Raw genomic sequence first — 19,892 nt, forward strand, 5'->3', positions numbered from 1 at the left:
CAAATGAAATACGCGCCGCCCTTCCACCGCACCAACGGTCTCGTCCCGGTGATCATCGCACTGGCGACGCTCATCGTCCTGCCGCTGATTTTCACCGATACCTATGTGCGGCACATCCTGATCCTGGTGTTCATCTACGCCATCCTCGCCTCCAACTGGGATCTCAGCCTCGGCTATGGCGGCGTCTTCAACTTCGCCCATATGGCGTTCTTCGCGATCGGGCTCTACGCCTATGGCATCGGGGCCAAGATCATCGGCATCGATCCCTGGCTGACGATCCTGCTCGCGCCGCTGGCCTCGATGGCCTTTGCCGCGCTGCTCGCAGCGCCGATCCTGCGCCTCGAGGGCATCTATGTCATTCTCGTCACCATCGCCGCGTCGCAACTGCTTCTGAAGATCGTGGTCAGCCAGTCCGACATCACGGGCGGCACCAGCGGCATGGTCCTGTTGCCGCGCCTTACCATCGGCGATTACCGGCTCACCAGCGACGGTCGCATCGGATATTACTACGTGGCGCTCCTCCTGCTCGCGGCGTCCACCGTCTTTCTTTACAAGCTGGAGCGGTCCTCGGTCGGGCGCGCTATAAAGGCGTTGAGGGACAACAAATATTACGCCATCTCGCGCGGCGTCTCGGAGGGCGCCACACGGCTCTACACGCTGTGCGCCTCGGCCGTCCTTCCGGGTCTTGCCGGCGCGTTCTACGGCTCTTACGTGCGGGTCGCGTCGCCGGATGTGTTCGGACTGTCCTTTCTGACCATCACGCTGTCCATTCTTCTGGTCGGCGGCGTCTCGACGATCTGGGGCCCGATCATCGCCGCCTTTGCCATTACCGTCTTTGCCGAGCTTCTCGGCGAATATGGCGCCTGGCGCGATATCATCGTCGCCTGTGTCATCATCGGCGTCGTGGTCATCTATCCGGGCGGTCTTTTCGCGGGCATCCAGGAACTGTGGGACGCGCTGGACAGCCGCAAGGCGGCGCTGATCGCGCTTTGGCGGCGCCGGTTCCAGGCGGGACGCCGCAGTGAACTCATGGGCGGGCCGGACCGGATGGTGGAGACCAGCCATGGCCGTATCGCCGTGTTCGACAACGGCAATTCCGGGCAGGCATTGCTGTTCATCCACGGCAACTCGGCTTGCAAGGAAGCCTTCTTCCGCCAGGTCGCCGCCTTCGGCGACCGCTACCGCATCGTCGCCTTCGATCTTCCCGGCCATGGCGTCTCGGAGAACGGCAATCCGCGCACCGACTACAATTACGAGGCCTATGCGCGGGTGGCTGCCGAGATCGTCGAAAAGCTGTCGCTCGGAACGCCGATCGTCTTCGGCTGGTCCCTCGGCGGCTATGTGGCGCTGGAATATGCCGCCGCCGGCAACCCGACCAGGGCGCTGGCGATCTGCGGCACCTCACCCCTCGGCACATTTCCCGACGATATGCCGCTCGGCTATATTGCGAGCCCCCATATGGAGCTTGCCGGCAAGCGGTTCTTTTCCTGGTACGAAAAGCGCATCTACGCCGCCAAGACCGTTCCCGCCGAGGATGCGCAGGCGCAACTGGTACGCCATGCCGTATGGCGGACGGACGGGCGCGCCCGCGAACAGGTTGTCGCCCGAATGAAGACGGTCGACTGGCCGCGCCAGATCCGGCTCATGAAGGAAGGAACGGTTCCCTTCGCCATGATCAACGGGCCGGAAGATCCCTTCATCAACCACGATTATTGCGCCGGCTTTCCTTACGGGAATATCTGGCGCGGCAAGACGCAGAACATCGCCGGCGGCGGGCACGCGCCCTTCCTTGCCGCGGCCGCCGCCTTCAACGCAGCGTTTGCCGAATTCCTGGCCGAGTTCGAGACATTGAAGCCGGCTACTCAATCCGAATTGGCAACCCCGGACTGAACGGAAACAGGCTCCACCTTGTTCGCCGGGCTCGTTTCGACAGCCGGCCTATTGCAGCATCAACACATCCGTCGTCGCGGAGCGGCCGCGCAGGCTGAGCGGTCCGTGTTTTTTCAGCCGGGCCAGCGCCGCCTTTGTGTCGTCCGGGTTCTCGGCCATCGCGGCCTCGACAAGCGCAACGCTGACGATCAATCGACAGCCGATCTCGCGATTGGCCTGTTCGAGCCGGCTTGCAACGTTGACCGTATCGCCGAGGACAGCGAATTCCATGCGGCGGTCGCTGCCGATATCGCCGAGCACGATCGGGCCATAGTGAACGCCGATCGCCAACTCCAGCTGGCCGGCATCGCTTCCGGCGCGCGATTGTTTCCAGTTTCTGAAGACATCCGCCATCTCCACGGCCGCAGCGAGCGCGTTCACTGCATCGCGATCCGATGCTTCGGGGGTTCCGAAAGTCGCCATGAGGCCATCGCCGATGAATTTGTCCAGCGTTCCGTCGTGGCGGAAGACCGTCTCAGCCAGGAGCGCATGGACCTCGCGCAGCACACCGATGGTTTCCCTGGCCGGGCGGTTTTCGGCCCAACCGGTGAAAGAGACCAGATCGGCGAACAGCACCGCGGCCATGTGTTCGCGTGGTTCCGAAAGCGGATTTGTCTTCGTCGCCAACAGCTCGACCGTCTTGCGCGGGAAGTAGCGCGACAGGTTGGTCTTTTCACTCGCGAGGCTGGCCTGCCGCAGTGCGATGGCGCGGGCGCGGCTGACCGCCAGAGCCAGAAGCCCGGCTGTGATGAGCAGCACAATGGCCTCCTGCAGCCGGACGCCGAGATCCACGAAGTACGGCGAAGAGATGGCTTCCATCAGCTCTTCCCGATTTTGACCGGTCGGCGCCTGAACCACGGCTCCGGGCAGGTTTACGAGCCATGCAATGCCGATTGTCCAGCTCAATGCAGCGGAAACGCCGCCCCATAGGACGAGCATGGGCCGGTAAACATAGGCAAGACCCGCAAGCAGTACGAAGAAATAGATGAAAGAGCCGAACCTCAATGTAAACTGCGGTGGAAAATCATATGGAATCAACGGGTTCGGGTAGAGCAACGTGAAGGTCAGAAGCGCAAAATCCGCCGTAACGAAGACATAGCGGAGCCAGGGTATGCGCGCCCGTTCCGCCAGAAGGGCGCCGAAGCCGAGCAGCACGAAAACGACCAGCAGGGGATAGTAGAACAGCGGACCCGGCCATGGCGTCACAATTGTGATCAGTACCGCGATCATCAAAAGCGCCAGCACCCGGCCCCACAACGCCGTACGTTGCGCTGCCAGTTCCTCGGCCGCCAAGGACATGTCGGCTATGGAAGAGACCCCAGCGGGGCCGGATTTATCCATTCTGTGTCGCCCGATTCAAGGTATGACCTTTGCTTCACAGAAATGAACTGTCAGCGGCAATTTCAAGTGCCAGGCGCCAATATCCCTGAAAAAGAGCGCAGAAGGACGCGGAACCGGCAATACGGCCGACACACGCTAAAGTTTTGAGTGGCTACAAGTTCTTCCACTTTCCTGTAGACTGTTACGCGGCGTCTAATTGCATGATATATTTTGTTGTTGGCGTACTATACTGGAACGGCAAATGAAGAATAAAGCCGCGCAGGTCGCGTATTTCATGAGGCCCATGGGGCTGGAGGACATTCCGACAATCGCGCGCTGGTTCGGAAACTTCCACGATATCGCCCTTTTCGACCGGAACTTGCCGGTTCCGGTCGGCCCGGAAGCGGTGCTTGAAAGCTGGAAGCCGGCACTGGAATATTCCGATCCGCCGCGTTCGCTCTGGTTCGTGGTCGAAGATGCGGACGGCAAACCGTCGGGTGTCGGCGGCCTGCAGTCGATCAACTATATCCATGGCGATGCGGTTCTGCCGATGTTCGTGGACCGGCCGGCACGCACCAACGGCCTGGCCACAAGCATGACAATCACCCTGCTCGATCTCGCCTTCGGGCAGCTTCGCCTGCACCGCGTTTCGACATTTTTCCGCGCCGATCACGAGGTGACGGCCAATGTCATCGGCAAGATCGGCTTCCGCGAGGAAGGCAGGGTCCGCCAGGGCTGGTTCGCCGACGGCAGGCATCACGATGTGGTCCAGGTCGGGCTGCTGCGCAGCGAATGGCTCGAGGGATGCGAGGAATTGCGGGTGGAACTGACGGCAAATTCGGGAATTGAACTGAGGCTGGAGGGAAACCAGGCGTGACGGCGGACGTGACATGATGGAACAGACCTCCAGCCGTTTGCGGCGGCGATTATCGGCCATTCTATTTGCCGACATGGTCGGCTACAGCCGGATGATGGCCATGGATGAAGTGGCCACCACGATGGCCGTCAAATCCTGCGTGGAGATGTTCACCGCGCTTGCCGGCGATTTCTCCGGCCAGGTGATCGGAACCAATGGCGACGGGGTCTTCCTCATCTTCGACAGCTCGGTCGACGCCGTTTCCTTCGCGGTGGAAATCCAGAAGCGCATCAAGACGCTGAACGAGGGCATCAGCGAGGACAAGCAGACCCTGTTCCGCATCGGGATCAATCTCGGCGAGGTGATCATCGACGATGTCGACCTGCATGGCGACAGCATCAATATCGCATCTCGGATCGAGGCTTTCGCGCAACCCGGACGGATCTGCATTTCCGGGGCGGTCCACGATCAGGTCAGCAACAAGCTTGCCTATGGATACGAGTATCTCGGCGCCCAGGAGTTCAAGAATATCCGCGAACTGATCGATGTCTTCCAGGTCCATGAAGACCCGGCGGCAGCGACATTGACGACCGGCATGCGGCGGCCGGCAAGAGCCTCCGAGTATGGCCGGGACGGCCAGTCGAAGGAACAGTCGATCGTCGTCCTGCCCTTCGGATTCCAGGGGAACGATCCGAGCGAGAGCTGGTTCGCCGACGGGCTTGCCGAGGACGTGACGACGAACCTCTCGCGGTTCCATGATTTCTTCGTCATCGCGCGCGGTTCGGCCTATGTCTACAACGACCGGACCATTGCGCCGCGGGATGTCGCCCGTGAGCTCGGCGTGCGCTATGTGGTCGACGGTTCCGTGCGCAAGGCGGGCCCGAGGATCCGCGTGGCGCTGCAACTGCTCGACGCGCGGCGGGATCGCACGATCTGGGGCGAGCAGTACAACCGCGAAATCGACGATATCTTCGAGCTGCAGGACGAAATCACCCAGGTCATCGTCTCGGCCACGGCGGTCCAGATCGAGGCATCGGAGCTTGAGCGGCTGCGCCAGCAGCCGCCGACCAGCCTTGCCGCCTATGGTTACGTGCTGCAGGGCCAGGGCCACATATTCCGTTACACGAAGGACGACGTCCGGCGGGCGCGGGAACTCTATGACAGCGCTCTGGCGATCGATCCGAGCTATGCAAGGGCGCTGGCGGCAAAATCCCGGACCCTGAACATAGACTGGCGCTATGACTGGGCGGAGCGGCCGGAGGTCGCGCTGGACGATGCGCTGAGCCTTGCCCGCAAGGCCGTGGAATTCGACAGTACCGATGCCCGCGGATTCGGCGAACTCGGTTTCGCCCATCTTTACCGCAAGGAACACGAAGCGGCGATCAACGCCTATGAGCGCGCCCTGAGGCTCAATCCCAACGACGCGGATCTGATGTCGGACATGGCCGACGCGCTTGCCCATTGCGGCCGCTCGGAAGAGGCGATCGACATGCTGCACAAGGCGATGCGGCTCAATCCGTTTTATCCGGATCAGTATATCTGGCACCTGGGCGGCGCCTATTTCAATCTTGAGCGCTACGAGGAAGCGATCCGCACCATCCAGACCATGCAGAACCCGACCGAGGGTCGGCGCCTGCTCGCGGCAAGCTACGGGCATCTGGGCCGCAAGGCGGAGGCGCAGGCGGAGGCAAGGAAGGTGCTCGATGCGCACCCGAATTTCAGCGTCGAAAACTGGGCCGCGGTCCAGCCGGACAAATATGAAGAAGACGTCGCCCGTTTCGTCGAAGGACTGAAGCTGGCGGGTCTTTAGCGCCTGTTCAATCAGTCGCCGGCGTCGCCGCGCGCGCCGCTGATCCGTGCGCCCGAGACGCGAGCGCCGGACACACGGGCGCCTGAAACGCGCGCACCGGAAACGCGCGCGCCCGACACGCGGGCACCCGAAACGCCGGGACCGCCCTCGCCGATCGTCGACAGCAGCACCTCTTCGAAAGAGCCGGAATCGATGTCGAGACGGATGGTATCGTCGCTGCGGTCATAGGCCCAGGCACGCAGATCATCGTAGAAGTTCTTGTCGTCCTTGTCGGGACCCGGAACTTTTATTTGGGACAGCGGCGCGCCTTCGCCATGGACCAGGAACAGCGCCGGGACGCCGACTTCGAAATAGGCGCCCTCATAGCTGAAGCCGTAGATCCGCGCGAAGCGTGCCAGTCCGTCGCCGGAGCCGGCGGTGTAGTTGCCCCATTCCCGGCGTGTCAATTGCTGCTGCAGGCCGGAAGATTCGCCCTTGGAGGTCGCCATTGACGGGCTGTGTGCCTTATTTCCCTTCGGCGCGACAATATTCAGGTCTTCGACCACGCGTCCGAACAAGACAATATTCGATGCACTCAAGAGTGTTTCCGGCATTGACTCCCCCCAATTCTTGCCGCGTCCGCGGCATGTTCTATTGTTATATTTGTCGCTTCTTCTTTCAGGTAAATATTATTAAACCACAAGCGGTTGTCAGTCTATAGGCCGGAGTGTGCGGACGGAGTTTGCGTGGCTATCCTTCTGCAGCGGCGCCAGTTGCGGGCCGACCCGGACCCTGCCGATGTCACGCATCTCGAAATTGCCCCTGATCAGCTTGTGGAAGCGCCCGCCCGTATGATTCTTGTCCACGGCCTCAATAGCCCGTGCGACGTCGACAAAGTTGAGATCGTTGCGGTCGAGCCGCTGCCAGGTGTCAGCAAGATAGGTGCCGAGGATGTCGCGGGCGTCGATCAGGGCCATCTTGAAGGCGTCTGCGTTGGCCGCAAAGGCCTCGTCGAACAGCGCCTGCATGACCGGCTCGTAATCGGGTGTCGCGAGCAGCTGGTCGGACAAGTCCTCCATTTGCGGACTGATGGCTCCATAGTCGAGCAGGCATTCGTGAAAGAGGTCGACCAGAATGTCGAAGAACGCGCCCGTCAATGGCTGCGAGAGCTTGTGCTCCTTGATCCAGCCGCGCTCGAATTCCGAAAGCCGCACATCGTTGGCGGCGATCCGGATCTGCGCGTTTTCCGACAGTTCCGCCATGCGGGTGATGGAATTGAGCCTGTAAAGATTGCCGCTTGTCTTGGTAAGAAGCCGGTCGACCAGCGAGTTGAAATGCAATGACGAGATCAGGGCGACGAGATCGGCGGCGCTTTCGTGAAAGCCGAAATATTCGCCCGTTGCGCCACTCGGATCGGGAACGCCGACTTCCGAATAGATGATCGCGTGACCGACCTCGTGCGCGATGACATCGAAATTCAGGCTGAAGGGCTTGTAGCGCCCGTGCTTGCGATCGCCGCCCATCTCCAGGAAGCCGTAGCCTGAATAGGCGTTTTCCAGCGACGGCAGGATGGTGAGTTCCAGCCGGTCATAGTGTTTCGCGCTGTGCCAGGGTATTGGCCGGTCGAAATAGCCTTCCCACACATCCATGACAAAGCGGACGGTTCCGAACAGATGTGCCGCCTCGAATTGCGGCGTGCCGGGTTCGAGATAATCGAAATGGCCTTCGGCATCCGGTTGGGCCGCTTCATGGCATTCGCCCGTCCAGGGCGGCATCAGGGCATCGCTGCTGCGGTCAGGATCCGGGCTGATGCCATAGGGAGCCGGCTTGCCGATCGGGAAGATCGTGTACATGCGCTCATCCGATGGTCCGGGAGAAAGCGAGCCGGCGGGCGAGGAGACATAGACGGTTTCGGGTTCTTCGAAATCGTCCAGAAACCGCGGCTGCGGATATAGTCTGAAGCGCGTGCCTTCCATGTCGTGCCGTCCCCCTTCAGGACCGATGCGATTAATCTTCACCGCCCGCGGACCGGAACAACCGTTCCCGCGGAACCAGGCGAAATGCGGTGTCGTCAACCGTATTGACGGGATCGGGCCGTTGCCGCCATTCGACAACGCCCTGGCGCCACAATTCTGTGTGTTCGAAGTGGAATCCGACCGGTCGGTCCAACCAGTTTCCCGCGTCCTGAAGCCGTGCCAGCAGTTCCAGCGCGTCGGCTTTCTTCAAGTCGATGTAGTTTTCCTGCAACCAGGCACAGACATCGCGCGCATCGACACCCGGAACGCGTTCCAACGCGGCCAGCACGGCTTCCCACGTCCGCTCCTTGAAGTGAATTGCCTTTGCCTGACCGGCGATCGCCCCACGCTGGTCTTGCGTCAGCCGCCCGACGCGCAGCGCCTCATCGAGCGTGGCGCGGATATTGATCATGGCGAGGCTGAGCGGCGCATAGCCCGCTTCGGCCGGACCGTGCTGCAAAGCGACCTCGTCGTCATCTTCCAGAATGCCGTCGCGATAGGCTTCATAGATGCGGCCGATGCCGGTCATTCCGAAACTGTCGAGTTCAGCGGCGCGCAACGCACCCATGCTGGCGCCGCCGAAAACCGGAATTTCGCGCGACATCGCCCACAGGATTTCCTTGTGCCAGACGGACGGCACGCCATCGAACATGCCGTCGATCACACCGATGGCTTCCGGTCCATCCTGAGCCGCAAGATAAAGATCGCCCTGCTTCACCGGTGGAAGGAAATCCATGCCGCCAAAGCGGTCAAGCCGCTCGCCGGCGAGCGACGGGCCGGCAAACACCACAATCATGCCGGCACCTTTCCGCATTCGAAGCCCTGAAAGGCGCGCTGTCCGGGCACATAGGTGACATCGTCATGCGGCGCCTCGAGCCCGGGAATGATGATACGCACCACCGGGATATCCACCTCGGAACGCGCCAGATCCACGGCGGCCACCTGATCGACCCCGGCACCGCGCAGCGCGTCCAGAAGACAGGCGAGATCTTCCTTCAGCGTTTCATTGCGTTGCGTCGGAACGGTGGAAAAAGGCCGGGCGCAAGGATTGTTCTCCAGCATCCGGCGAACCGCAACGGCCTTTTCGTCTCGCCCACCGGCGGTGAACTCCGCCGGCATCAGGTCGTCGCGCGCACCGCTGATGTAATTCAGCCGGGTCTGCGCCGCCTCGGTCAGCGCCCGGCGCAAAGCGACCCCGCGCTCCAGATGGGTTCCCGATCCGATGCCGACATGGCCAGCAGCGGCGCCGTCTTCCAGGACGGCGCACAGGAATGTCGCCACGCCGATATCGCTGGTCAGGTCCCAGATACCGAGGCGAAGGCCCGCCGCCTCGATCCTGGCCATCGCCGCCAGGCAGTCGGCATCGTCGACGCTTGCCGGATCGACGCCGCGCCGTGCCTGCTGTTCGGCCGGCGCGTAATGCCAGATGGCCAACGCGTCGCGCTCCACCACCTCGCATATGCCGTGGCAGATGGCCTCCAGCGGGTGGTTTCCTGAGGACAGGCCGTTGGTGCTTGCCGGAAAACAGCCATGACCCGGCTGGACGGGGTGGGTGTAGTCGGCATGGACCATCTCAAACGGCACCAGCAAATCATCGCCGCCCATCAGATCGACCGCTTCGGCCCACAACATGCGCAAGGAAACATCAAAACGGCTGCCGGCGACCTCAGGCAAACGCCCGATATCGATCAGCGCATGCGCATTGGAAAGCTCCCGGACGCTGGAGAAGCGCATCGGCCTGTCATAGTGCTCGGCATGCCAGATCTCGACCGCCTCCATGAGAGCCGAGGCGCGGGCATCCGCCTCGCGGATTCCCTTGCCCTGCGAGACCGCGACGGACCTGGCATTCGGCCGTGTTGCCAGAAACACCGGCAGGCCGACACGATCGAGCCCGGTGACATTGGCAATGCGTGTAATTCCGAACAGATCCTTGAGCGGAAGAATGCGGGCCAGCGTATCCTCGGCCGGGCACACGCGCTGGCGGCCGCCCACGCGGTCTTTCAGTCCGGGATCAGGCGACAATATGTCCACCGGCGCTACGCTTCCCCCTAAAACTCAAAACAGTCTTGCCTATTGTTACTTCCCCCGGACAATCTTATCCAGTTTTTTACTGCCAACAGACTTAACGAGAACGGCGCATACTGGCCGGATAGCCGGTCTGAATTTCATCTGATCTGCAATCAATCCCGGATGTGCCGTAAAGCCGCCGTCAACGTGGTTGCACGAAGCGGCGGTTTGACATCTTGTAACAACCGGCGCGGGTGGTGCACATTGCGCTTGCGTTATCGCATCCGGCCACAGGGGAGCTGTCCATGATTGAAATGCTTGACCGGCTGTTCGACGCGGCGCCGCTTCTGGCGCTGTTCATCACCATTTCTCTCGGTTATGTCGTAGGCAAATTGACCATCGGCCAGTTCGTCCTCGGTGGCATCGCCGGATCGCTGATCGTCGGCGTCATCATCGGCCAGTTGGGCATTCACATCGATACGGCGATGAAATCGGTATTCTTCGCCCTGTTCATCTACGCGGTCGGCTATCAGGGCGGCCCGCAATTCTTCCGCTCGCTCAACCGGCGCTCGCTCAACCAGCTTGTTTCGGCCTTCGTCATGTGCCTGGTCGGGCTGATCTGCGTGCTTGTCAGCGCCTGGACATTCGACCTCGACCGGGGCACGGCCGCCGGGCTGGCTGCCGGTGGCCTCACCCAATCGGCGATCATCGGAACGGCAGGCGATGCGATTGCCAAGCTGGGCGTCTCGGCGGAGCAGATCAAGATCATGCAGACCAATGTCGCCGTCGGCTATGCGGTCTGCTACATATTCGGCAATCTCGGGCCGATCATCATCGTGACATGGTTCCTGCCGATGCTCATGAAATGGGATGTGCGCCAGGAAGCGGTCAAGCTTGCCCGCGAAATGTCCGGCGGCAAGGCCCAGCTTGAACCGGGACAGTTCAACGCCATCCGCAAGGTCAACACGCGGCTCTACGAGGTCGCAACAGGCAGCAAGGCGGCCGGCAAGACAGCGCTCGCAATCGACCAGGACCTGTCCGACGCCGCCGTCGAATCCGTGTTGCGCAATGGCGAGGAACTGTCGGTCACCGACGGCACGGTTGTACAGGCCGGCGACAAGATCGCCGTAACCGGCATGGTAGCGGTGATGAAGGACGTTTCAGGCTATTTCGGGCCGGAGGCCGACGCACCGGACCAGTTCCAGCTTGTCGAAGAACAGCGGGAAATCATCGTCACCAAACCGCAGTTCATCGGCAAGACCATAGGCGAGCTGCACGAAGAGCTCAGCGTGCAGACGCGCCATGGCGTTTATCTCGTCTCCGCGCAGCGCATGGGCCGGAACCTTCCGAACCTGCACGGGCTGGAACTGCACAAGGGCGACGAGCTGCTCTTTACCGGCGCGCCCAAGGATCTCGACCGGGTCCAGAACCTGATCGGCTACAAGATCACCGCTGCCGCGGTGACCGATTTCGTGTTTTTCGGCATCGGCATGGCGCTCGGCATCCTGGTCGGCATGATCGAGTTCCGGATTGCCGGCATACCGGTGACCATCGGCACCGGCGGCGGCTGCCTCCTGTCCGGCCTGCTCTTCGGATGGCTGCGCAGCACCCATCCGCAATTCGCGGCGCTGCCGACGGGCGCGTCCAATTTCCTGCGCGATTTCGGGCTCGCCGTCTTTGTCGCCATTGTCGGCATCTCGGCCGGTCCGCAGGCGGTGACGACGATGCAGCAATACGGCCTGACGCTGTTCTTCCTCGGCGTCGGCGTGACGATCATCCCGCAGATCGTCGTCTTCTTCTTTTCCTATTATGTGCTGCGGATCCGCAACCCGATCGAGGCGCTGGCCTGTGTCGTCGGCGGCCGCAGCGCCAATCCGGGCTTTGCGGCGCTGCTCGCCAAGGCCGGGAACGCCACGCCGGTGGTCACCTTCACGGTCACCTATGCGGTCGCCAATGTCTTCCTGACGATCTGGGGACCCCTGATTGTCGGTATCATCACCAAGAACGCATCGCCCTAACACCAGACGAGGTCAAAATGCAGGACGAAGATTTCAGCGAATTCGCCGATCTCAGCCCTTTCGAACTGAAGGACAAGCTGATTGCCGTCGCCAGGACCGAATCCCAGAAGGTCATGCTCAATGCCGGGCGCGGCAATCCGAATTTCCTGGCGACCCAGCCGCGCCGTGCCTTCCTCAGGCTCGGCGAGTTCGCCGTCCTGGAGGCGGAGCGCTCCTATTCCTATCTCAACAGCGGTTTCGGCGGCCTGCCCGAGAAGGACGGCATGATCGAGCGGTTCGAGGCCTATGCCGGCCGTTTCCCGGACGATCCCGGAATCACCTTCCTGCGCGCCGCGATCTCTTTCGTGCGCGACCAGCTGGAGCTGGAGCGCGAGGATTTCATCTTAGAGATGGTGCAGGCCTTTCTCGGCTGCGTTTATCCGGTGCCGCCGCGCATGCTGGAGCATGCCGAAGAAATCGTCAGCGCATACATCGCGCAGGAGATGTTCGGCAAAGCCCCGAAATCCGGCCCCTACAAGCTTTTCGCCACCGAGGGCGGCACCGCCGCCATGACCTACATCTTCCAGACGCTGAAGAATAACGGCCTGATTGCGCCGGGCGACAAGGTGGCACTCGGAACGCCGATCTTCTCGCCCTATCTGGAAATCCCGCCGCTTCCGGAATATGCGATGGATGTCGTCGATATCCGCATGGACGAGGACAATGACTGGCAGTTTCCGCAGGAAGAAATCGCCAAGCTCGAAGACCCGGCGATCAAGGTGTTTTGCCTCGTCAATCCGAGCAACCCGCCGTCCTACAAACTGTCCGACGCCTGCCTCAAACAGCTTTCGGATCTCATCAACACGAAGCGCCGCGACCTGATCGTCGTGACCGACGATGTCTATGGCACTTTCGCGGATGATTTCGTGTCGCTGTTCGCCACCTGCCCCTACAACACGCTGTGCGTCTATTCCTTCTCGAAATATTTCGGCGCCACCGGCTGGCGCCTCGGTGTCATTGCCCTGCATGAGGACAATGTGCTCGACCAGGCGCTTGCGGACCTGCCGAAACCGGTCAAGGCGGGCCTCGACCAGCGCTATTCGTCGCTGACCACCGACGTGGCGGGCCTGCGCTTCATCGACCGGCTCGTCGCCGACAGCCGCGCGGTTGCGCTCAATCACACGGCGGGGCTTTCAACGCCCCAGCAGTTGCAGATGACGCTGCTGGCACTCAACGGGCTGATGGATCTCGACGGTACCTACAAGGCGGCGGCGAAACACCTGATCCGCCACCGCTACCGCACGCTGTGCCAGGAGATGGGCATCGAGCCGCGCATCGGGCCCAACGGCGTCAACTATTACACGCTGATCGACCTGCAGCAGCTCGGCGAGGAACTCTACGGCAAGCCGTTCGCGAAATGGTTCGCCAGCGGCGACCGCGGCACCGACTTCCTGTTCCGCCTGGCGCGCGAGACCGGGGTGGTTCTTCTGCCCGGCAAAGGTTTCGAGGTCGTCGATTCATCGGCGCGCGTCTCGCTCGCCAACCTGACCGAGGCCGAATATGCCGATATCGGCGCCTTCACCCGGCGTGTGCTCGACGAGCTTTACCAGGAGTTCAAGTCGGGCAAAAAATAGACCTCAGGCCGCATTGCGCCGGCAGAAACAGGAGGCACGCACCGGAACCTCGGCACGGGCCTGCGCTTTGTCGAGCTGCAGCTTGACATGCAACCGCTCGACCTCCTCGCCGCGGCGCGCCAGGCATTCATGCAGGCCGTGCAGGCTCCAGACATTGCCGGGGTGCTGACAGGCGCGGGCAAGCGTCGAATCGAGCCCGAGATCAGCGCGGTAGACCGCCTCCGCCTCCTCGAACCGCTCCTGTTCCAGAAGCAGCGCGCCGAGCGCGTGACGCGTCGGCTGCATCCAGCCCCATGGCTCGTCATAGGGCAGCGTATCGTCCAGTTCGACGGATTTGCGCAGGTGATCGAAGGCCGTATCGATGTTGCCTTTCCTGTATTCCAACTCGCCGAGCATCATCTGCTCGCCGACTTTCAGGATATCGACACAGGTGTTGTTGAACACCATGCGGCTTTCCGGCACCCGGTCGCGCGCCTCGAAGAACAGGTCGCGCTCGGAATCCGCGGCGCTGAGCTGGTCGGTGTTGGACAGCGCGACCGTGCGCGCATAGCGCAGCATTGCCGTCGTCACGCTGTAGAGTTCGCCGTCTTCGGGCATCGGCTGCGCCAGGATCGCGTCCCACAGCCCGAAGCGCACCAGAACGTGCTGCTTCATGGGAACGAAACCCTCGAACCAGTCGGCAAGCGGACGGACCACCGGCTCCGGCAGGTTCTCAATCAGCTCGTCGGCTGTCGCGAGCGCCGTGTTCGCCTGGCCGAGGAACATCGCCCCGTAAATCTTGAAATGAAGATTGTGGCAGCGATAGAGCGTGTAGAAGTTCTCCGGCCCCGCCTCCTGCACATACATGTGGTCGGCCTCGATGGCCTTTGAATTGCGCGCCACGACATTCTCATAGTCGCCGCACAGAACATCGATATGCGTCGGCATGTGAATGAGATGGCCGGCATCGGGTACCAGCGTCGCCAGTCGGTCGCCCTGGCGCAGCGCCCTTTCCGGATGCGGCGACATCTCCATAAGGTGGATGTACATGTGAAGCAGGCCGGGATGGTCCCAGGCGCCCTCGATCGTGTCGAACGCATTTTCCAGAACGCGTATCGCCTCCGTCGTGTCGGCACCCTTGGCCGGCGCACCGGTCGCAAGGTCCCAGAGCTGCCAGGGCGTGCGGTTCATGATCGCCTCGGCGAACAGGGCCGACAGGTCGAGATCGCCGGGAAACGAGCCGTGAACCAGGCGCATCTCATGGGCATAGGCATCGTTGAAGGGCGAAAAATCCTCGACGTCGCCGGTTTCGGGATAACGGGCGCTCAAGGCCTTGATCAGGGCCCGTTCCGCCGGCTGCGCCTGCGGCGCGAACTCGGCGGCCGCGGCCAGCGCCGATTGCGCGGTGGCGATCGCTTCCGGTTTTTCCTCCGGCTCGAACGCCTCCCAGGGTTTGTTGTAATTCGGGCCGATGGCATAGGCGATGCCCCAATGGGCCATGGCACAGCCCGGATCATGTTCCAGCGCCCTTTTAAAACAGGCGATGGCCTCTTCGTGGTTATAGGCATAAGTCCATATGAGACCGCGGTTGAACCAGCGCTGCGCATCCTTCGACGCGGTCGTGATACCGCGGCGATAGGTTCCAAGATCGAAGTAATCCATGACCCCTCCGGAAAATTCGCTACACCGCATCGGGGCAAGAGTAACACGGGCGCGGCAATGTGTAATTTCAAATTACTTTAAGGCAATGCCATCAAATGCATCAATCTAATCGCAACTCGCTCTAGCGAATACCGACGCGCACAAGTACTTCCGCAGGTATGGCGTAGCGTTTTACAAGCTGAGCCTGGGAGGACAGGCCGGCCATGTCATATTGCACAAACAGTGCCCAGGCCCGGTCGGCCGCTTTCTGGACCAGCTCCAGCCGGCGCTGGTCGGTATCAGCGTCAGACTGTTGCGCATCATGTTCCTTCAGATCGGCAAGCGCCTTTTCCATGCCCCGGCCGGCCCGGCCGATGGCAGACGCCATCTCGGAAAGGATTTCGCCATCCAGAATGCCGGCGCCGGTCTCCGGCCCGCGTCGTTTACGGTAGAATATCGGTGCCTTGACGGCCATGCATCGTCATCCCGAACGCCGAACACCCGCCGCTTCGGCCGGTAGCCAGCAGGCAGTTTGGAGAATTATGTGTCGCTGGAGCGGCCGGTTGTCAAACCGCGATCTGAAACAGCCAGCCGGACAGGAGCGCGCCAATGACCGCGAGGCCCAAAAACAGCAGGAAGGGTTTTACTTTCAGGACCGGGAAAATCGCCATGGCGCCCCAGATGCTGACGGCGCTGCCGGATACGAGGAAGGCCATCGCGGCGCCCGGCGCCATCCCGTGTTCGATGAGGGCGCGTGTCAGGGGCAAAGCCGCATAGCCGTCCACATAGGCCGGCGCGCCGACAAAGACCGCCAGCGGAACCGCCCACCAGTTCTGCTCGCCGACATAGGCGGACAATGCCTCGGGTTGCAAAAGCCCGTTGAGACCATATTCCGCGGCAAATGCCGGTATGAGACAGATCAGAACCAGCCTTGTGATCGACAGGCACTCCCGCCCGAAGCGCCGACGCCGCGCCGCATCGGCCCAGACCGCCCAGTCAAAGCCATCATCATTGCTGCATCCCGCGCCGAGCTGACCGACGAAGGCATTGTTGCGCAACGGGTGCATGATCCATGGGCGCCGCGCGAGGAGCCATGTCGCGGATCCGCCGAGGATGCCCAGTCCGAAGGCTGCCACGGTCTTGCCGATCGCAAAGCTCACGCCCAGCGTTGCAGCGGTCGCTGCCAGCATGGCGGGATCCGTCACCGGCGATGACAGCCAGAACGCCATGACCGGTGCCAGCGGCACACCGGCGGCAAGCAGGCCCGCCATCAGCGGCAGCACCGTAACGCCACAGACCGGTGTTACCGCTCCGATCGCCGAGGCGGCGAAGATGGCCGGCAGCATGCGCCGGCCGAAGAGGCCGGCAACCCGGTCCCCGGCACCGCTCGCCGTAACCCAGGCCGCAATCACAATGCCCGGCACGATGAGCGGGGCCACGTCGATCAGGCTTTCGGCAACGAACCGACCGGTATTCAGGGCGGCAACCGGCCAGAAAAGCGCCGCCGCGGCAAGCGCCACGGCGGCCAGTGCCAGGAACACGTTCCGGGAGACATTGGGTCTGTGTCCAGTGGCCAAGTCCGACATTTCGATCTCCGATTGTCCGGTTCGATTATGGCGACTGGTCAGGGTTTTGAAAAACGAATATATTGAACATCAGCTATTGAAGATTTTGATAGATGCAAGCACTCGACACCGACCTTCTGCGCACATTCCTGGCGATCGCCGACGCCGGCAGTTTTGTCGGCGGCGCGGCGCGCATCTATCGCTCGCAATCCGCCGCCAGCATACAGATCCGCAAACTCGAGGACCTGATCGGCGCGCCGGTTTTCGAACGGCACGGGCGCGGCATCCGCCTGACGCCCGTCGGCGAGACGCTTGAGCCGGCGGCACGGCAGGCCGTGCGGCTGCTTGACGGGACTCTTGCCCAATTGCGGGACGACGGCCTGAAGGGCAGCTTGCGGATCGGTATCCCGGACGATCACAGCCGGGATGTGCTGTCCCGGATCATCGCGGACTTTTCCCAGCGCCATCCAAATGTGGAATTATCGGTTCATTGCGCGCTTTCAGCCGGCTTTTCGAAGTCCCTGGCGACAGGGGCCCTCGACATCGCGGTGCATGAGGTCGCAACGGTTCTTCCGGAAATGACGCTCCTGCGAGAAGAGAAGCTTCAATGGGCGGCCTCAAGCGCGCTCCAGCCCGATCCGGGCGATCCACTGCCCATCGCGCTCTACGACCGAGACTGCTGGTGGCGGGATGCCGCGCTGCGGTCGCTCGAAATCGCCGGCCGCGCATACAGAATTGTCTATTCAAGCGAAAGCACGACGGGCATCGTGGCCGCCCTGGAGGCCGGCATTGCAGCCGGCGTCGTCGGCGCATCGGCAATGGGCGCACGGCTGGAGCCCGTCACGGGCCTCGGCGTCATTCCGCCCTCGAATCTGGTGATCGAATATGGCCGCGTCGCCGACATGGACATCTGCCGCGCCATGACGGCAGTCATCCAGAACGCCTTTGCCGCCTGACGGCGGGCTAGAGCGTGCCTGGCTTAGATTGAAGCATTTGATGGTGGAAAATCGGTCCAGTCGGCTAGGCGCGTCGCGCAGCGCGATGCAACGCATCGGGCAAGCGGCGCAACGACGTCCGATGGACCGATTTTCCCCACCCTGGCAAGGCCTATCGTGTTGAAATTCAGAGATGATCGGGCCGGGCGATTTTGACCCCTGGCGTCGTTGGCCCGCGCTTGTGGTGGGTTTGCACCACGGCGCGCAATCCGCCTAGCCAGAGACCAAAATCGCCGCGGTCAAATGTTTCAATCTAAGCCAGACACGCTCTAATTCCAGTGACAAGAAAACCCGCGGCGTTTCCGCCGCGGGCCATTATCTGTAAGACAGACCGGCTTACTTTTCGTCGCCGTTCTGCTTTTTCAGGGCCGCGCCCAGGATGTCGCCGAGCGATGCACCGCTGTCGGACGATCCGAACTGCGCAACGGCTTCCTTTTCTTCGGCAATTTCCAGCGCCTTGATCGACAGGCTGATCTTGCGGTCCTTCTTGGAGAAGTTGGTGACCCGCGCATCGATGGTCTGGCCGACCGAGAATCGCTCGGGGCGCTGCTCGTCGCGGTCGCGCGACAGGTCGGAGCGGCGGATGAAGGCAGAGACATCGGGGTGGTCCACCAGCTTGACCTCGATGCCGCCATCGGTGATGCCGGTGACTTCGGCGGAAACGACGGCGTTCTTGCGCAGCTCGCCCGAAGCGGCGGCTTCGCCGAGCGCGTCCTTGCCAAGCTGCTTGATGCCGAGCGAGATACGCTCCTTTTCGACATCAACATCCAGAACGACGGCTTTGACCATATCGCCCTTGTTGAACTCCTCGATGACCTGCTCGCCGGGACGGTTCCAGTCGAGATCCGACAGGTGGACCATGCCGTCGACATCGCCTTCCAGGCCAATGAACAGGCCGAACTCGGTCTTGTTCTTGACTTCGCCTTCGACCTCGGTGCCGACAGCGTGGCTCTGTGCGAAGACTTCCCACGGATTGTCGAGCGTCTGCTTGAGGCCAAGCGAGATTCGGCGCTTGCTCGGATCGACTTCCAGGACGACGACTTCGACTTCCTGGCTGGTCGACAGGATCTTGCCCGGATGAACGTTCTTCTTGGTCCAGGACATTTCCGAGATGTGGATCAGGCCTTCGATGCCCGGCTCCAGCTCGACGAACGCACCGTAGTCGGTGATGTTCGTGACCGTGCCCTTGATCTTCTTGCCTTCCGGATATTTCACGCCGATGCCGTCCCACGGATCGGCTTCGAGCTGCTTCATGCCGAGCGAGATGCGGTGGGTTTCCTGGTTGATGCGGATGATCTGGACCTTGACGGTCTGGCCGATCGACAGGATCTCGGTCGGGTGGTTGACGCGGCGCCATGCCATGTCGGTGACGTGCAAAAGGCCGTCGATGCCGCCGAGGTCGACGAACGCACCGTAGTCGGTGATGTTCTTGACGACGCCCTCGACCACCTGACCTTCTTCGAGGTTCTGGACGATCTCGGAACGCTGTTCGGCGCGGCTTTCCTCAAGCACGGTGCGGCGCGAGACGACAATATTGCCGCGGCGCTTGTCCATCTTGAGGATTTCGAAGGGCTGCGGATTGTGCATCAGCGGGGTGACATCGCGGATCGGGCGGATATCGACCTGCGAGCGCGGCAGGAAGGCCACTGCACCGTCGAGATCGACGGTGAAGCCGCCCTTGACCTGGTTGAAGATGATGCCTTCGACGCGCTCATTGGCCTCGAACTTGGCTTCGAGGCGGACCCAGCTTTCCTCGCGGCGCGCTTTTTCGCGCGAAAGGACCGCTTCGCCGAGAGCGTTCTCGATGCGCTCGACATAGACCTCGACCTCGTCGCCCGGCTTCAGCGAGCCGTCCTTCGACTTGGCGCCGAATTCCTTCAGCGGCACGCGGCCTTCGACCTTCAGGCCGACATCGACAATGGCGACGTCCTTTTCAATGGCCGTGATGATGCCCTTGGCGACATAGCCTTCGGCGAGATCCTGGGTGGCAAAAGATTCCTCGAGGAGGGACGCAAAGTCCTCCGTAGACGTTTGTGCAGACATATATACTCCTGAACGGTCCGGACCGGAGTGCCTCGACGGCCGGACTGGATGCGCCGACGGTTGGTGTTGCAATCACTTGTGATGCTGGCCGGCAATCCTTTCGACTGCCCGTTCGGCGCGAG

15 protein-coding genes are annotated in these 19,892 nt (G+C 61.9%); 6 read left to right on the forward strand and 9 right to left on the reverse strand.

Annotation, left to right across the window (positions count from 1 at the left end; translation table 11 throughout):
• Positions 1-3: 3 nt before the first annotated feature.
• Entirely contained in the window at positions 4-1,890 is a 1,887-nt protein-coding gene (locus OOZ53_RS13530) for an alpha/beta fold hydrolase (RefSeq protein ID WP_271090126.1), read from the forward strand.
• A 48-nt stretch (positions 1,891-1,938) separates the two neighbouring features.
• On the opposite strand, the gene OOZ53_RS13535 is transcribed toward OOZ53_RS13530, so the two are convergent.
• The gene (locus tag OOZ53_RS13535) at positions 1,939-3,270 is read right to left on the reverse strand and encodes an adenylate/guanylate cyclase domain-containing protein (protein ID WP_271090127.1); all 1,332 of its coding nucleotides are present in this window, start codon (positions 3,268-3,270) and stop codon (positions 1,939-1,941) included.
• Between the two features lie 241 nt (positions 3,271-3,511).
• Here OOZ53_RS13535 and OOZ53_RS13540 point away from each other — a divergent pair, with 241 nt between their 5' ends.
• Both OOZ53_RS13540 and OOZ53_RS13545 read left to right on the forward strand, forming a co-directional pair.
• Positions 3,512-4,126: a GNAT family N-acetyltransferase gene (locus OOZ53_RS13540; protein ID WP_271090128.1), complete on the forward strand. Its 615-nt coding sequence runs from the start codon at positions 3,512-3,514 to the stop codon at positions 4,124-4,126.
• A 13-nt stretch (positions 4,127-4,139) separates the two neighbouring features.
• Entirely contained in the window at positions 4,140-5,915 is a 1,776-nt protein-coding gene (locus OOZ53_RS13545; RefSeq protein WP_271090129.1) for an adenylate/guanylate cyclase domain-containing protein, read from the forward strand.
• Positions 5,916-5,926: 11 nt separating this feature from the next.
• On the opposite strand, the gene OOZ53_RS13550 is transcribed toward OOZ53_RS13545, so the two are convergent.
• The 4 genes from OOZ53_RS13550 to OOZ53_RS13565 all read right to left on the reverse strand — a co-directional run bounded on the left by OOZ53_RS13550 (position 5,927) and on the right by OOZ53_RS13565 (position 9,940).
• A complete protein-coding gene (locus OOZ53_RS13550; protein WP_271090130.1) occupies positions 5,927-6,508 on the reverse strand; it encodes a hypothetical protein in 582 nt (193 codons plus the stop codon).
• A 96-nt stretch (positions 6,509-6,604) separates the two neighbouring features.
• Positions 6,605-7,870 carry a gluzincin family metallopeptidase gene (locus OOZ53_RS13555; protein WP_271090131.1) on the reverse strand — a complete coding sequence of 422 codons (1,266 nt, stop codon included), beginning with the start codon at positions 7,868-7,870 and terminating at the stop codon, positions 6,605-6,607.
• Between the two features lie 31 nt (positions 7,871-7,901).
• Positions 7,902-8,705 carry a TfuA-like protein gene (locus OOZ53_RS13560; RefSeq protein WP_271090132.1) on the reverse strand — a complete coding sequence of 268 codons (804 nt, stop codon included), beginning with the start codon at positions 8,703-8,705 and terminating at the stop codon, positions 7,902-7,904.
• Positions 8,702-9,940 (reverse strand): YcaO-like family protein, encoded by a 1,239-nt coding sequence (locus tag OOZ53_RS13565; RefSeq protein ID WP_271090133.1) that lies wholly within the window; start codon positions 9,938-9,940, stop codon positions 8,702-8,704. Before OOZ53_RS13565 ends, OOZ53_RS13560 begins: the two co-directional genes overlap by 4 nt.
• Before the next feature lie 281 nt (positions 9,941-10,221).
• On the opposite strand from OOZ53_RS13565, the gene aspT reads away from it, so the two are divergent.
• Together aspT and OOZ53_RS13575 are read left to right on the forward strand one after the other, a co-directional pair.
• The gene (aspT, locus tag OOZ53_RS13570) at positions 10,222-11,934 is read left to right on the forward strand and encodes an aspartate-alanine antiporter (protein WP_271090134.1); all 1,713 of its coding nucleotides are present in this window, start codon (positions 10,222-10,224) and stop codon (positions 11,932-11,934) included.
• 17 nt (positions 11,935-11,951) lie between these two features.
• A complete protein-coding gene (locus OOZ53_RS13575; protein WP_271090135.1) occupies positions 11,952-13,547 on the forward strand; it encodes a bifunctional aspartate transaminase/aspartate 4-decarboxylase in 1,596 nt (531 codons plus the stop codon).
• Positions 13,548-13,550: 3 nt separating this feature from the next.
• On the opposite strand, the gene OOZ53_RS13580 is transcribed toward OOZ53_RS13575, so the two are convergent.
• The 3 genes from OOZ53_RS13580 to OOZ53_RS13590 form a co-directional block, all read right to left on the reverse strand.
• Positions 13,551-15,188, reverse strand: coding sequence for a tetratricopeptide repeat protein (locus OOZ53_RS13580; RefSeq protein WP_271090136.1), 1,638 nt, complete (start codon positions 15,186-15,188; stop codon positions 13,551-13,553).
• Positions 15,189-15,309: 121 nt separating this feature from the next.
• Positions 15,310-15,642 carry a DUF6665 family protein gene (locus OOZ53_RS13585; protein ID WP_271090137.1) on the reverse strand — a complete coding sequence of 111 codons (333 nt, stop codon included), beginning with the start codon at positions 15,640-15,642 and terminating at the stop codon, positions 15,310-15,312.
• A gap of 91 nt (positions 15,643-15,733) precedes the next feature.
• A complete protein-coding gene (locus tag OOZ53_RS13590) occupies positions 15,734-16,753 on the reverse strand; it encodes a permease (RefSeq protein ID WP_271090138.1) in 1,020 nt (339 codons plus the stop codon).
• Between the two features lie 92 nt (positions 16,754-16,845).
• Here OOZ53_RS13590 and OOZ53_RS13595 point away from each other — a divergent pair, with 92 nt between their 5' ends.
• On the forward strand, positions 16,846-17,688 hold the full coding sequence (locus OOZ53_RS13595; protein ID WP_271090139.1) for a LysR family transcriptional regulator: 843 nt from the start codon (positions 16,846-16,848) through the stop codon (positions 17,686-17,688).
• Positions 17,689-18,063: 375 nt separating this feature from the next.
• Here OOZ53_RS13595 and rpsA read toward each other — a convergent pair whose 3' ends face one another.
• Complete coding sequence (gene rpsA, locus OOZ53_RS13600) at positions 18,064-19,770, reverse strand: 30S ribosomal protein S1 (protein ID WP_271090140.1); 1,707 nt, start codon at positions 19,768-19,770, stop codon at positions 18,064-18,066.
• Positions 19,771-19,892: the final 122 nt, after the last annotated feature.

It is taken from the genome of Allohoeflea poritis (assembly GCF_027889715.1).
GTDB lineage: Bacteria > Pseudomonadota > Alphaproteobacteria > Rhizobiales > Rhizobiaceae > Hoeflea_A > Hoeflea_A poritis.